This is a genomic window from Rhizobium sp. FG96 (genome assembly GCF_057808655.1).
In genome coordinates, this window is sequence record NZ_JBMDIL010000012.1 from 110562 (window position 1) to 124370 (window position 13809).

Here is a 13809-nt window from a genome sequence, read left to right on the forward strand (position 1 = left end):
TCCAACGGTCGCATCGACGTGTTACCATATCGCCAATCCTGACGGCACTTGTTCGACAGGAGAGCTGGGCCTTCATCACCGTCGCGCCTCCTGGCGCGCGCATTTGATATGTCGTTGCGTCTGCGTCTCCTCAGCCGATGGTCTGCGCGCTTGATAGGCATGGTTAGGCGATGGGATGTTTCAAGCATTCGGCAGGCGCGGCAAGCAGCCGATTGAACCTGACGAAATCTCCATGGTTCATGGCCTCATCAAAGATTACTGCGGCAAAAGAGCATTGGAGACCGAGTGCCGGGAGGCTCTGGAAGCAGGGAATGGGACACCGGTCAGCACAGACTGCGCCCGCTGCTCAGCGAGAACGACAAGAATTGCTCCGAGCGTTGCTGAGGATGGCCTACAGTTCAAAGGGCGAGATCTCTTCGGAGGGCCGGTCCGCTACAACCTACCGGTTGGTGAACTACGTCTTTCGGATGAATTGCCCTACAGCTTAGAGCTGTTACTTTATGTCAGCTGGGGTAGTAGAGTAAGATGATCGAGACCCCTGCATGTCAAAGGCTCGTCGTACCGGAATGCGACGAGCCTTTTCTTTTATCCATTCTCCGGCCGAGCCCGCCGTCTTTCAGTGTCCATAGCACAATGATCCACGACGAGAGGACGCCAGGGATGTGAAGAGAGCTCGAACCTGGTCCTTCACCCGAACAGACCGGTGCAATCTCGTTTGCGTTCAAGAACGTCACCGCCGGCCGCGAGAGCGGAGGTCAAAGGGGGAGACGAGGTCGTAACTGCCGGCCGAACCGCCGTCACACTATGCCTTGAGGGCTCGCGAGGTTGCCGTCAGGATACGATGATCGATCGCACGCTTGCCCTGCACAAAGTGTTCGCCATATAGCAGTCCAATGAGCGATAATAAGATCTTCGTTGGCATCCGGCCAACACGCAGTGGACGGCGCAGCGCAACTCAGGAGCAGACTGGCCCTAAGTGTCAGTGGGAAGGGTGCGAAAGCGCCGGCACTCACCGCGCACCGGTTGGGGGCGCCGCCGATGGGCTCTACCTGATGTTTTGCGCTGGACACTCGAGACAGTACAGCAAGGGCTACGACTACTCGCCAGGCAAATCAGACCCCGTCGTCGCGAGATATCAGCTCGACGCCGCCGCTGGCAGAATTCCGGCGCGTGGCGTCAGAACAAATCACCAGGCTTTGGAGACGCCACTGCCCTCGTCGATACCCTCGGGTTCGGCAAAGTCACTGAAAGCGCGCGGAAAAGCCGTCCAGCCGACCGGCACTATTTCGTTGCGAAAGCTGAGGCCACTTGAAGCCCAGGCCTTTGACACGCTCGCGCTCCCGCGTGATGCCACCGCAGACGACATAAGACGTCGATATAAAGAGCGGCTTAAACTCGACCATCCGGACGCCAATAGCGGGGATCGGCAGTCGGAGGATCGCCTTAGGGCCACGATCAATGCCTATAGAATCCTCAAAGGCAGCGGCTTCTGTTAGGATGGCTCGCGGAGCTGGCGCATCGTCATTGCGTTTTCGATTGCAGCGCCCGAAGCTGTATTGTCGAAAACGCACCAGCTGTCCGACGCCAGCAGATCGCAGAATGAACGGATTTCCTCCTTGCTGTAGCTTGAACAGTAAATTTTTGGCGTGCCATGCAGACGAATGTATCTTGGTCGCCTGTCAAAATCGTTTGCTGGCCAGACCGGCGCAGGATCTGCAAGAACACGGTCCATCGCATATGTCTTTAATAGATCCAATGCCTCGCTGCACGAAAAGCTCGCGTGTCGTGCCTCAACAACAACCGGTCCATCATCGGCGTCGCGCATTATCCTGAAGGCCGGTGCGAGCACCTCAGCATTAAAGGCAAGCGACGGCGGCAGCTGGCAAAGAAGAGGTCCGCGCTTTTTGTCCAATGGTGCGATATCGCCAAGGAACGTCTGGAACGGCGCAGCGATGTCTCTCATCGCTCGCTCGTGAGTGACCTCCTTCGGAAGCTTTACCGAGAACAGGAATGCATCCGGTACTGCGTCGACCCATCGCGCGAAGGTGGACGGCCGGTGTCGGCGGTAGAAGGTCGAATTGATCTCTACGCCGTCGAAGATGGAAGCATATCGTGTCAGGGCGCTTCCTTCTTCAGCGAACCGATCGGCGTTTTTCTTTGGAATGGACCAGCCTGCCGTAGCGATGGTCGGCAAATCGATGTCCTCGCAGCTGACAATCATCAAGGCGAAACGGAGCAGACCTGGGCCTGGTTCCACGCCAACCAACATAGATTGGAACCACCGCGCTTCCGGAACGTTTGGGGAACGACTTCAGTTTTCAGGAGATCGGCATGCGTGAAAATTCAAAACCGGACAGTTCGTCGAACACACAGAAGGACCCGGACGACTGGGTGAGTGGCGACGAGCCAATGACCGGGGCGCAAAGCTCCTACCTCAAGACCTTGTCGGAGCAGGCCCACCGCTCTGACGCCTTCTCGGAAGACCTGACAAAAGCAAAGGCCTCCAAGCGGATCGAGGACCTACGCCGCTCACTCGACCTGGAATGACGAAGGGGCGCGCCGGCGCACAAGGTGCTTTCGACGCGGCTGACTTGCGTCGGGTGCAAACGGCATTGGCAACGATCGACTATCGTGCTCTGGAGGTCTCGCCGCCGTAGCCGTCATGACATCGAAGTTCAACGCGATCGCCATCGGCCGGGTCTCATTAGGGCCATGCGCGCCGCCTCTGCTCGATCGAATTGTCCAAGGCATGGGGCGGGTGGCGACCTCTGCCGCCACCCAACCTGGCAGATCACACTGGCGGGGCAGCGCCTCCATGCAGCGCACCAAGCAGCCAAAGTACCAACAGGATGACAACGACAAGGCCAAGCACGCCCCCCAAGCCGCGCCCGCCATATCTGCCATGGGCGTAGTAGCCGCCGCCGCCGCCGAGGAGGAGTATAAGAACAATGATGATTATGAGTGTTGTCATATGAGCATCCTTCGTCATTGATAGTTTTGCCATTACGGCACTGCAATCAGTTAGTTAGGGCCCAGAGTCCTTATGTCTAGGTTGCCTCCAACTTGATGCGCGAGCGAATCGGGCTCGCCTTACAAAGCCGTTCTGATAGGAGTGGCAGCTGACCCTCAAGCCTCTTGATCGCGGTGGCACCGACGTTATTTTGTCTTCACAATGGATCATTTACGCTACCAAATCTCGAAGAACCCGTTTGATCGGAATTATTCCGTCATCGACATATTTACGGGATGGCCGGCAGAGTTTCATGGCGTCACGCTCGACTGCTTGGACGGACCAGAAGCCGACCGGATGGTCGACGTCCTCAACTTGCAGGACTTTGACCGCCGGGGGCAGTTGCGGCCATTGCGGTAGTGCCTAGCCCACCTGCCGCTTTCAGACTGCGTCGCAACACCCCGGCAGCGAGTGACGGCATACCGGGGCGCTGCTTGACGGGCTAGACCGACAGAATGCTCACCACCTTCATTCGTGTCATTCTTCGCTTACGGCGCTTGCAGGAACATTCGCGCCGATCGGTCGGATTGCCTCTTCGCATCCCACGCGTCCTCTACCGAGACCACACATCGGAAACGATCCGTCATGTCACGACGTCCGCCTTCCATCCCGTCGCAGGTCGACGTTGATGTGGGCGCGCGTTTGCAAAGCCGGAGAAGAATGCTGAAAATATCTCAGCCGCTCTGCCTGAGAAGCTGGCCATTGTGTTTCAGGACGTGCAACAATACGAACTAGGTCGGACCGGATTGGGTTGGCCGATTGCAGCAGTTGCGGGCATACCCGGGACCACTCCGGTAGTGCCTTTCGGTGAAGAAATATCCACACTGACGATCACGACGCTGCACTTCTTGCAGTCAAAGACCCGCCGCCTCCCCAAGAGGCAGGCCCGCTGAATAAGCATTCGTCATGATCACAAAGCCTGTTCGAATTGATCAAGACCCTCGCCGGCGAGGCTTGAGCAGCAGAACCGACATTGTGGGGTGCCTCCTTAAGTACGGCGGGCTTTTCGTAATTGCAATTTTCGTTTAAACGTCTGACCGAATTTAAGTGTCTTACCAGCTTGGAGCGCGGATCGTCCCTGTAACATGGTGGAAGAAAGCACAGAATCTCCGTTGAGCGAAACCTGTCTCCAGATACTGCGCGAGCTGGAGGAGGATCTGCCGATCTCATCAGAGGATGAATGGTTCGAAATTCGCGCCCTGCTTCACGACTTGTACAGCCATGGCGTCCGAGGCCATGCGCGTCTCAAGCGTCTGCTGTTTTCGTCCGTCATCAACCGCCGCCTTGCCCCGCAGCCCCGAAATCCGGTTCGAGCATCTTATCACTCCTGGGGCAACGGCAAGCTCAATCGCCTGATCGAGCGCAACAGTCGGTGAATTGCCCATCGTCAGGATTGGCGCCTCGGCTCAAGCAATCATCGACCGCGATACGCCTCCGCCGGGAGTTGCAACTGCATCGGCCGATCGTCAACAAAATTGTGGTACACACCATGCGGGACGGTGTCGTGAGCTTCGTGCGCACGGTTTGCCGGTGTCCGTCGCGAAAGGACGCGCCTGTTGGGCGAGCGGCGCCCGCCTCGATGGACGAGCTCCGCGCAATTGTCGAGGCTTCTTTGCGGTGTTCTATATCCCCGCAAGAGCTCGCGCCGAGGCCTCAGCGACGTCAACCCCGGCCGACAAGACTGCAGAACTTGGAAATCTTAGAAAGACGTCGGACCTAAGTCCGATTGTTGCGTGTCGCTACTGCGTTAGCTCTGCGCTATGAAAAAACGAACGGCGCTGCTCAGCTTGGCAATTTTTGTCCTGCTCGGAGTGGTCTTCTTCAGCATGTCTGAGCTCCTTGATATCGTCAGCTTGGGGCCAAGCGCCAATAGTGTGGTCAGTGGGACGCGTTGAAGACACCGCTGGAGCAGCTGACACCTAAAGCGTACAACCAAGGCGTGAGGAAGGTCGTGATCGATGAGCGTAGTCGCCGCGAGTTTCTAAAGATATTGAGAGGTCGACGGTCCCGCGACAGCCGAACTGCACGCCACATGCCACCCCGGCCTGTCAAGGCACGGTCAGCGCTCCGACGACGAGGCACGAATGGGTTCTGGGCTCGTTAATTTTGTGATAGCCTCAACTCTCGCGTCGACGATTTTCAGCGAGCGGAACACGTTTCGGAGCACCGTCTCGATCTCACGCAAAAGATTGGCGACCTGGCGCGGTTGTTCCATGGTCTTCTTCATCGACCCTTCCACCAAGGCCACTCCAATGCCGATCAACTCTTTCAAGTCGTTGCCGCGAAATGTCGAGCGCTTCAGCGCATGTTGATCCGCCTCTAAGACAAGCTCTGCTGCTTCGTGAACTGTCTTCCAGGCACGTGCGACCGCTGCCTTGACCTTCGCGCTGCCAGCATTGTCGTGCACCGCTGTATATGCCGCAGCCGTTGGCTCCAGTGCTGCATTTGCTGCGGCCAGAATTTCGTCATAGCTGACTGACACATCAATCCCCTGGGCACTAAGGCAGACGATCTTTAGTTGCATGGCGGCAGAAGAAAGTCGAGATATAAGTAGCGAGGTGACGAGGGTTTCACGCGGCAAAGACCGCCGCTTGCACCGCGCCGCAATGACCGAGCAAGTTGCGACGCAAAAGGACGATTGAAGACCTAATATCATCGAGGCTGCCGGGCAGTGCCCGGCCTCCTGCGAAAGCCGGACGTTGAGATCGGCTGATGCACGTCTGCTGGCCGCGCTCTACCGCTTTCGGATGAGTTGACTAACACCTTGCTCCTCCTACTTCCGAAGGATCGCGCGCACGCCTGAGCGGGCGCAGCGAGGGAGACGTCATGATTTTTGCAAAAGCGACCGAAATCTATCGTCGAGGCGGACGAGAAGATCTCATCAATGCCATCGAGGCGTTCTCCATTGCGACGAAAGCACAAATTCTTGCCGACATCGGATTTGCAGCACCAGCGACAATCGAACCTGATGGCCCACAGGAAGAAGCAGCCGATCCGTCTTGCGACGAGATCCACTGCTTCTAGACCAGATGCTCAAAGACCCAAACGGCTTACGATTGCGTGACAAGTTGGCGAGAAGCCTTCTTCTCTCCGCAAGTGTTATGCGCAAGGATGCCGCAGAGTGACGCATCATGCCCCGAATAAAATGTCTGGCGGCGCCACGCCGCCCGACGGCGGCTTATTTGACTGCAGTCAGCGTGGCATGCATGCCCGCTTCGTAATGCCCCTTGATGTTGCAGAGCAAGAGATAGGAACCTGGAGCGAGCTTGGCCTTCAGTGTGCCGTCGGCCCCAGGCTTGAGGTCGGACACTTCGCCTAGGCTCTTGAGTTGCTTCTCATCCACGCGATGCTTGCCCTTGACGACGGAGACCTGCTGGTCGGCACTCTTGAGCTTGACCAGAACCATTTCATGTTCCTCGGTCATCGCATCATTGTGGACCTTGAACAGCACGTCGCCTGCCTTCACGGTCGGCTGGTCGACGGTCAGGGTCATTGGTCCGCCGCCCTCTCCGCCTTCTGTCACCGTCACCGTTGTTGCGGCAAGCGCTGGCGTCGCGAGACACAGCGTTAAAAGCGTAGCAAAAATGCTCTTGTTTTGCAGCATGCGTTCAGGTCTCCTGGATTGAACAAAACCAGAGGCACATAGGGGCGAAATCTGACAGTTACCTGAAATCAAGAAATAACAGAAATATTCGCGTCATCGTCCAGGCGCGAGTCAACGACAGTATTCCTGCGGCACAGAGCGTCTGGCTGATCAGCGCATGGCGACCGGAAGCCTGATCGTCACCACCAGGCCATGGCTTTGTCGCACGGCCAGTTCGACCGAACCGCCGTACATTTCAGCCAGCTCTGCCGCGATAGTAAGCCCGAACCCATCGCCTGGCTTCGTCTCATCCAGCCGGCGTCCGGGAGAAAGGACGTCACCGATAAAGGCTTCCTCGATGCCCGGGCCGTCATCCGCGATGACGACGGCGACATTGTCCTGCTCGATTGTGGTTGAGATTTGAACCTCCGAAGCGGCCCATTTGAAGGCGTTATCGATGATGCCTGCCAGTATCTCGTCTGCATCCTCCGGAGAACAGTTCAGAAAGGTTCCACTCGAAACGCTATTCCTGATGACGATCTTGCGGTCCGCGTAGATCCTCGACATCATTTCCAGAATATCGTCGATCCTTGGAGCCAGCTCGATCGAAAAGTAATGACCTGCATCGGCAAAGCTGGACCGTGTCCTACCGAGGTGATGTCGGATGTTCCGGTCAATGCGCGCCACGAGCGCCCTCGACGCTCCGCTTGGATCGTTATCATCATTGAGAGCAAGACCAAGGCCTGCCACTGGTGTTTTCAGCCCATGGGCCAGGTTGGCAAACTGAAGCCTGGTCTGGGCCAGACGAAGTCTGTTGGCTTCGACCAGATGGTTGATTTCCTCCACTATTGGAAAAAGCTCGGCAGCTTGTGCTGGCGGCAGGGCGGATCGCTGCGCCGTCGCGATCTCAGCGATTTGACCGGAAAGCCTGCGAAGCGGAGAAAGTCCAAAGCGCACCTGAAGAACACTTCCGATGATCAAGCAGGCACCCAGTATCAGCATGGCGGGAACCAGAAAGACCAATGCCCTCTTCGAGGGCACGCTCAACGCAGATGAGGGGGCAGAGGCGACAATCTCCATACCGGTTCCGCCGACAAAAGTCCTCGCGACCCGGAAGTGCAGATCCCCGCCGCGGCCGTCACCTCCGTCGGCTGCTTGTGAGGTGCCTGTCAGCAACCGACGCCAGTCAAACGGCGACGGTGGGCTTTCGATCGTTTCGCTGCCAAGAGAACGCGACGACAGCCTTTGGCCCTTTGCCTCGACCTGCCAGTACCAACCGGAACCTTGCCGGTCGAAAGGAGGGGCATCCACAGATCCTCGCAAGCCGACACCGCCATCAGCGCCGATAACGATTGCATTGCGTATGGTCTCGATCTGAAGGTCCAGGCGTTGATCGACCTGCTCTCTGACAACGCCGGCAATGACGAACCAAAGTACAAGCGACGTGACAATCACCGCCAGCGAGGCGTAGGCGACCGAGAACCATATAAGCCGGCCCGCCAGTGTCGACTGGTTTCGCATAGCGTCCCGAATCAAATCCCTTTCGTCAGCCTGTAGCCGCGCCCCCGCTCCGTCTCGATCCGGTCCGCCCCGATCTTGCGCCGCAGCCGTGCAACAATGACTTCGATCGAATTGGAATCGACATCGGCGTCGCCTTCATAGACCCTCTCGAGCAGCTCGCGCTTGTCGATGATGGTTTCCTTGCGCAGCATAAGACAGGAAAGCACGCGCCATTCAAAGGCTGTCAGCTTGAGAGGAAGTCCCGACTGCTCGAACGTCCCGAGCTGTGCATCGTAGGATATGTCGCCACATTGCACGATCGAAGCTGCGTGTCCTGCCGCGCGCCGGACCAGAGCCCGCAAGCGAAGAACAAGCTCTTCGAAGCGGAAGGGTTTCGTCAAGAAGTCGTCGGCCCCTGCCTTGAATGCCGCAACCTTGTCTGGCCATCCTTCACGCGCCGTCAGGACCATGACCGGAAAGTTACGTCCCTGGCTTCGCCACGATTTAAGAACCGTGACCCCGTCACTCTTTGGCAGACCGAGGTCGAGCACCACAACGTCATAGATTTCCGTCAAACCGGCATGCTCACCGTCCTCACCGTTTCGGGCGATATCAACCACAAAATTCTCCGCACGCAAACTGGCTGCAATGCGGGCCGAAAGATCGACGTCGTCTTCCACCAAAAGAATGCGCATGTTTAATCCACATCATCCTATGCTCCATCCGAAATAGGGCGTTTTCGCTTAACTCAAACTGAACATGGGCGTTCAGGCTCTGTCGGGCGGTCAGGACTATAGTCGGCACGTCAAAACAACCTGGAGACCGAACATGTCGAATGACCCAGCGACCCACGAAGCGGCGCATCTGGAACGACCACAACGCGGACGGAGAGGAGCAGCACACGTAGCCGCGTTTGGCATCGCAGCCTTTGCCGTGCTCGCCATAGGAGCGGTTGGCGGAGCGGCAGCAATGAAATTCACCCGCCCAAACGTCGATCTCGCACCTTTGACACCGACATCGATCTCCAGCTTGAAAGATGATTGGAGCACCGTCACGGTCAAAGGGACGGTAGCAGAAATTTACGGCAACAAGTTCATCGTTCAGGACGAGACAGGCCGCGCGCTCATCGAGACGGGGCCTGCCGGTGAGAGCGGAAGCATTGTCGCCATCAGCGAGCCTGTCAGCGTCCAGGGCCGCTTCGAACATGGCTTCCTGCACGCTAGCTACGTCGTCCATCAGAATGGGAGAACCGACGCACTTCGTCCCCCGCCTGGTCCCCCGCCTCATGGCGGGCCAATCGGCGAAGCGCTGCGTGAGTTGCGCCGTTGAAGGGCGGACTATGACCTGACGCGCGCCGATGAAACCAAACTCGTCGGCGTGCGTTAATCGGCGGCTTTCACGGAGTGGCGGGCATGATCAAATCCTTGGCTCAACCGCTTGCCGCACCGGGCAAGCTCGGCTGCGCGCTGATTACCTTCAGCATTCTTGTCCAGATGACCTGTCCCTTGATGGCGGACGAACAGCCTGCGATCCCGGTCACGGCGATCGCAGCGCGAACGGCCATCCTTGACCGTGTGATCAATGGTATCGGCACGGTTTCACCTCTCCAGTCAGTGACGATCAGGCCGCGCATCGACGGCCAGGTCGTCGCAATCCTGTTCGATGAGGGGCAAATGGTGGAAAAGGGTAGCACTCTCGTTAAGTTCGACGACCGCGAACTTTTGTCATCGCTTGCCTCTGCGCGGGCCAAGAAGGCTCAGGACGAAGCACAATTCAATAGCGCGCGAACCGACGCCCAGCGCTATGCTGCACTTGCTGATAAGGGCGTAGCCTCCGCGTCAACCCTGGAGCAAAAGACGGCATCGAGCCAACAGTCATTAGCAGCCGTTCAATACGATGATGCGCTCATCAAAAATGCGCAGACCCAGCTCGGCTTCGCCACCATAACCGCGCCCTTTGCCGGGCGAGCCGGCTTTCGACAGGTCGACGTCGGCTCGGTCGTCACCGCCGCCTCCACCGGCGGCGTCGTCACAATCACGCAGATGGACCCGATCGGCGTATCCTTTGTCGCTCCCGGCGACCGGTTCGGTGAGATTCGAGCGGCGCTCGAGCGTGGCATCGCGGCCGTCAGATTGACAAGTACCGACGGCAGCAAAACCCTGGCGGAGGGCAAGCTGACGACACTCGACAATTCTGTCGATGCGTCCAATGGTTCGATTCATCTCAAGGCCACGTTCGACAATGCCAAAAGCATTCTTTGGCCAGGGCTTCCTGTCGCAACGCGACTGACAGTCGAAAGGCGCACAGGGATCGTCGTGCCTGACAAGGCCCTCGCCCGTGGACAGGACGGCCTTTATGCCTATGTCGTTGAAGCGGATGGCAAGGTGGCCCGTCGTAGCGTCAAGACGGCATTTGTCACCGACGCCATGGCGCTCGTCAGCGAAGGTATCGGCGACGGCGAGGAGGTTGTTATGGACGGCCAATCGCGTATCGGTGACGGCGCAAAGGTTGTCGTCACCCCATGGAGCGGTTCGCCTACCGGCCAGCTATCCGGAGCGACCAAACCATGACAATCGAGGAGAACAGCGACACTTCGAGGTCGGGGGGCTTTTTCGACTTCTTCATCGCTCATCCGGTTGCAACCGGTCTGATCATGAGCGGTATCTTTCTTCTCGGGGCAATATGCTACCCGTTCATGCCGGTATCGGCACTACCACAAATCGACTTCCCGACGATCCAAATTGAAGCCAATCTTCCCGGCGCTTCGCCTGAAACGATGGCCGCCAGCGTTGCGCAGCCGATAGAGGACGCCCTATCGCGCGTGTCCGGCATTAGCGAAATGACCTCTAACAGCTCTCTCGGCACCAGCTCCATAACCGTGCAGTTTGGGCTCGACCAGAATATCCAGACAGCGGCAAGCGATGTGCAGACGGCCATCAGTGAAGCCGCAGGACAGCTGCCCAAAGACATGACGTCGCTGCCGAGGGTTCATAAGGCAAACCCGGCCGATGCACCTGTCATGCAGCTCTCAGCAACGTCGGACGTGCTTCCTCTTCCTGAACTCGACGAATATATCGAGCGCAACGTCGCATCGAAAATCGGCCAGGTCGACGGCGTCGCCTTCGTCAACATTGGCGGCAAGCAAAAGCCTGCAATTCGGATTTCAGTCGATCCTGGGAGGTTGGCGCAGGCTGACGTGACGCTGGAAGACGTTCGAAGCGCGATCGGCAATCTCAGCCTTAGTGCACCCAAAGGCAATATCGACGATCCAACCCGAACCTTCCCGATCTACACGAACGATCAGATCGGGAGCAGCGCTGAATGGAATGATGCGGTCATAGCTTACAGAAATGGCGGCCCCGTACGTATCCGCGACATTGGCCTGGCCATTGATGGCGCAGAAGATAACAAGATGGCGCATTGGACGAACGGCACGCGTGGCATTGCGCTCGACGTCTTTCGACAACCAGGGGCCAACGTCATCGCCGTGGTGGATGCGGTAAAGGAGCAGCTGCCAGCGTTGCAAGCCTCGCTTCCAAAGTCGATCCGGCTGGAGTTGGTGACTGATCGAACGACAACGATCCGTGCATCCGTGGACGACGTCCAGTTCACCTTGATGCTGACCATCGGTCTCGTCGTCGCCGTCATTTTTCTCTTCCTGAGGAGCCTCAGGGCGACCATCATACCCGCCCTGACCCTGCCAATCGCGCTTGCGGGCTCGCTCGCACCCATGTGGGCCCTTGGCTTCAGCTTGGACAATCTTTCCCTGATGGCTCTCGTCGTGGCAGTCGGCTTCGTTGTCGATGATGCCATCGTCATGCTGGAAAACATCACGCGTCATATCGAGAAAGGCGTCGAACCGGAGGTAGCGGCCAGGCGGGGCTCTCGAGAGATCGGCTTTACGATTGTCTCGATCAGCCTGTCCCTGGTTGCCGTGCTGATCCCGATCCTGCTGATGGGCGGTATCGTCGGACGACTGTTTCGAGAGTTCGCGCTGACCCTGACGATCGCAATCACCATATCGGCGCTCGTCTCGCTGACGCTGACCCCGATGCTGGCATCGAAATTCATTCGCCCGGTCAACCCGGCGCAGGAAGGATGGTTTCATCGCACCGGCGAGGCGCTGTTCGAGACCTTGACCGCCGGCTACGTCAGATCGCTCCGTCCCTTCATCCGCCATCCCTTCCTGACGCTGGCGCTGTTCTTGGCCACCCTTGGTGCGACGGCTTACCTGTTCATCACAATTCCCAAAGGCTTTTTCCCCGAACAGGACACCGGGTTTATCGGTGGATTGTCTCAGGCCTCGCCCGATATCTCATTCACGGAAATGGCCAAGCTGCAGGAGCGCGTAAGCGCCATCATCCTGAAGGATCCGGCGGTCTACTCGGTTTTCATGGACATTGGCGGGGGCAATGGCGGAAATGCCCTTAATCAGGGGCATGTCAACATCACCCTTAAAGCTCTGAATGAAAGAGACGCCAGTGCCAAACAAGTGATCGACAGGCTGGGCGAGGCGCTCAATGCTCAGCAGGGGATAAAGCTGTTCATGTCGTCGGCCCAAGACATCAATATCGGCGCACGTCCAGCGAAGACGCAGTATCAGTTCACGTTGCAGGACGCCGATATCGCTGAGCTCGGCAACTGGGCCAAAAGGGTCACCAGTCAGCTGCAAAGCCTTCCAGAACTGCGTGATGTCGGCAGTGACCAGCAGGCCGAGGCGCCCAACCTGTCCATCAAGATCGACCGGGCAGCAGCAACGCTTTACGGCGTATTACCATCGGCGGTCGACGATACCCTCTATGATGCCTTCGGTCAGCGTCAGGTCGCATCCTATTCAACGCAAACCGATACGTTCCGGGTCATCCTCGAAGTCTTGCCAAACCTGCAGCACGACATAGCAACTCTGGACCGGCTGTCGGTACGTGCGAGCAACGGCAACCTCGTGCCCCTGTCGGTCGTTGCCAAGTGGTCAACGGACGGCGTCTCGCCTGTCTCGATTGCCCATCAGGGTCAGTCGCCTGCGGTGACGATCTCTTTCAATCTCGCGCCTGATATTGCTCTGGGTGATGCAACAAAGGCGATTGAAGCCGCAGTCGCCGGCATGCATCCGCCTGCCTCTCTGGAAACGAGCTTTGCGGGCAGCGCGAAAGCTTTCAAAGCCTCGCTTGCAACCGTACCGTTATTGATCGTCGCTTCACTCGTTGTTGTCTATATCATCCTTGGGGTTCTTTACGAGAGCCTTGTTCATCCGCTGACCATTCTCTCGACACTGCCATCGGCTGGTCTTGGCGCGCTGCTCGCGTTGAAGGTGGCGGGTTTTGATTTCGGACTTATTGCGATGATAGGCGTCATACTGCTGATTGGCATCGTCAAGAAAAACGGGATTATGCTTGTGGACTTTGCCGTTCAGGCCGAGCGGGAGGGCTGTGGGAGCGAGGAGGCGATTGTCCAGGCGGCGCAAATGCGCTTTCGGCCGATACTGATGACGACGATGGCAGCCTTGCTTGGAGGCCTGCCCCTTGCTATCGGGCACGGAGTGGGATCGGAACTGCGTCAGCCGCTCGGCTACGCAATCGTTGGCGGCCTGCTGGTCAGCCAGTTGCTGACACTGTACACGACGCCCGTGATCTACCTCTTGCTCGACCATTTACGCCGGTCGAACTGGGCCGAGGTCAAGGAAAAACCCGCGCAGATCGCGCACTGACATACACTCCGG

13 protein-coding genes are annotated in these 13809 nt (G+C 57.9%); 7 read left to right on the forward strand and 6 right to left on the reverse strand.

Annotated elements, in window-relative coordinates; genetic code table 11:
- Window positions 1-893 precede the first annotated feature (893 nt).
- Window positions 894-1496 carry a J domain-containing protein gene (locus tag ACODR6_RS22755; protein ID WP_148194602.1) on the forward strand — a complete coding sequence of 201 codons (603 nt, stop codon included), beginning with the start codon at window positions 894-896 and terminating at the stop codon, window positions 1494-1496.
- Here ACODR6_RS22755 and ACODR6_RS22760 read toward each other — a convergent pair.
- On the reverse strand, window positions 1493-2194 hold the full coding sequence (locus tag ACODR6_RS22760) for a DUF72 domain-containing protein (RefSeq protein WP_203431252.1): 702 nt from the start codon (window positions 2192-2194) through the stop codon (window positions 1493-1495). The two genes, ACODR6_RS22755 and ACODR6_RS22760, sit on opposite strands and share 4 nt — an antisense overlap.
- 137 nt (window positions 2195-2331) lie before the next feature.
- Here ACODR6_RS22760 and ACODR6_RS22765 point away from each other — a divergent pair, with 137 nt between their 5' ends.
- A complete protein-coding gene (locus tag ACODR6_RS22765) occupies window positions 2332-2547 on the forward strand; it encodes a DUF3072 domain-containing protein (protein ID WP_203431253.1) in 216 nt (71 codons plus the stop codon).
- A gap of 244 nt (window positions 2548-2791) precedes the next feature.
- On the opposite strand, the gene ACODR6_RS22770 is transcribed toward ACODR6_RS22765, so the two are convergent.
- On the reverse strand, window positions 2792-2971 hold the full coding sequence (locus tag ACODR6_RS22770) for a DUF3309 family protein (RefSeq protein ID WP_112719047.1): 180 nt from the start codon (window positions 2969-2971) through the stop codon (window positions 2792-2794).
- A gap of 1124 nt (window positions 2972-4095) precedes the next feature.
- Between ACODR6_RS22770 and ACODR6_RS22775 the strand changes: the two genes are divergently transcribed.
- Window positions 4096-4386: a hypothetical protein gene (locus ACODR6_RS22775; RefSeq protein WP_130279572.1), complete on the forward strand. Its 291-nt coding sequence runs from the start codon at window positions 4096-4098 to the stop codon at window positions 4384-4386.
- A 683-nt stretch (window positions 4387-5069) separates the two neighbouring features.
- On the opposite strand, the gene ACODR6_RS22780 is transcribed toward ACODR6_RS22775, so the two are convergent.
- Window positions 5070-5492: a hypothetical protein gene (locus tag ACODR6_RS22780; RefSeq protein WP_130279573.1), complete on the reverse strand. Its 423-nt coding sequence runs from the start codon at window positions 5490-5492 to the stop codon at window positions 5070-5072.
- A 344-nt stretch (window positions 5493-5836) separates the two neighbouring features.
- Here ACODR6_RS22780 and ACODR6_RS22785 point away from each other — a divergent pair, with 344 nt between their 5' ends.
- Window positions 5837-6034, forward strand: a complete 198-nt coding sequence (locus ACODR6_RS22785) for a hypothetical protein (RefSeq protein ID WP_112718990.1) — start codon at window positions 5837-5839, stop codon at window positions 6032-6034.
- Between the two features lie 154 nt (window positions 6035-6188).
- Here the strand turns inward: ACODR6_RS22785 and ACODR6_RS22790 are convergent, their stop codons facing one another.
- The 3 genes from ACODR6_RS22790 to ACODR6_RS22800 form a co-directional block, all read right to left on the reverse strand.
- Complete coding sequence (locus tag ACODR6_RS22790; protein WP_112718991.1) at window positions 6189-6614, reverse strand: sulfocyanin-like copper-binding protein; 426 nt, start codon at window positions 6612-6614, stop codon at window positions 6189-6191.
- A 150-nt stretch (window positions 6615-6764) separates the two neighbouring features.
- Window positions 6765-8114: a sensor histidine kinase gene (locus tag ACODR6_RS22795; protein WP_203431254.1), complete on the reverse strand. Its 1350-nt coding sequence runs from the start codon at window positions 8112-8114 to the stop codon at window positions 6765-6767.
- An 11-nt stretch (window positions 8115-8125) separates the two neighbouring features.
- A complete protein-coding gene (locus ACODR6_RS22800) occupies window positions 8126-8788 on the reverse strand; it encodes a response regulator transcription factor (protein ID WP_203431255.1) in 663 nt (220 codons plus the stop codon).
- A gap of 133 nt (window positions 8789-8921) precedes the next feature.
- Here ACODR6_RS22800 and ACODR6_RS22805 point away from each other — a divergent pair, with 133 nt between their 5' ends.
- From ACODR6_RS22805 to ACODR6_RS22815, 3 genes are all read left to right on the forward strand, one after another.
- Window positions 8922-9422 carry a hypothetical protein gene (locus tag ACODR6_RS22805; RefSeq protein ID WP_449099013.1) on the forward strand — a complete coding sequence of 167 codons (501 nt, stop codon included), beginning with the start codon at window positions 8922-8924 and terminating at the stop codon, window positions 9420-9422.
- A gap of 83 nt (window positions 9423-9505) precedes the next feature.
- On the forward strand, window positions 9506-10663 hold the full coding sequence (locus ACODR6_RS22810; RefSeq protein WP_203431257.1) for an efflux RND transporter periplasmic adaptor subunit: 1158 nt from the start codon (window positions 9506-9508) through the stop codon (window positions 10661-10663).
- Window positions 10660-13797 carry an efflux RND transporter permease subunit gene (locus ACODR6_RS22815; RefSeq protein ID WP_203431258.1) on the forward strand — a complete coding sequence of 1046 codons (3138 nt, stop codon included), beginning with the start codon at window positions 10660-10662 and terminating at the stop codon, window positions 13795-13797. Before ACODR6_RS22810 ends, ACODR6_RS22815 begins: the two co-directional genes overlap by 4 nt.
- Window positions 13798-13809 lie beyond the last annotated feature (12 nt).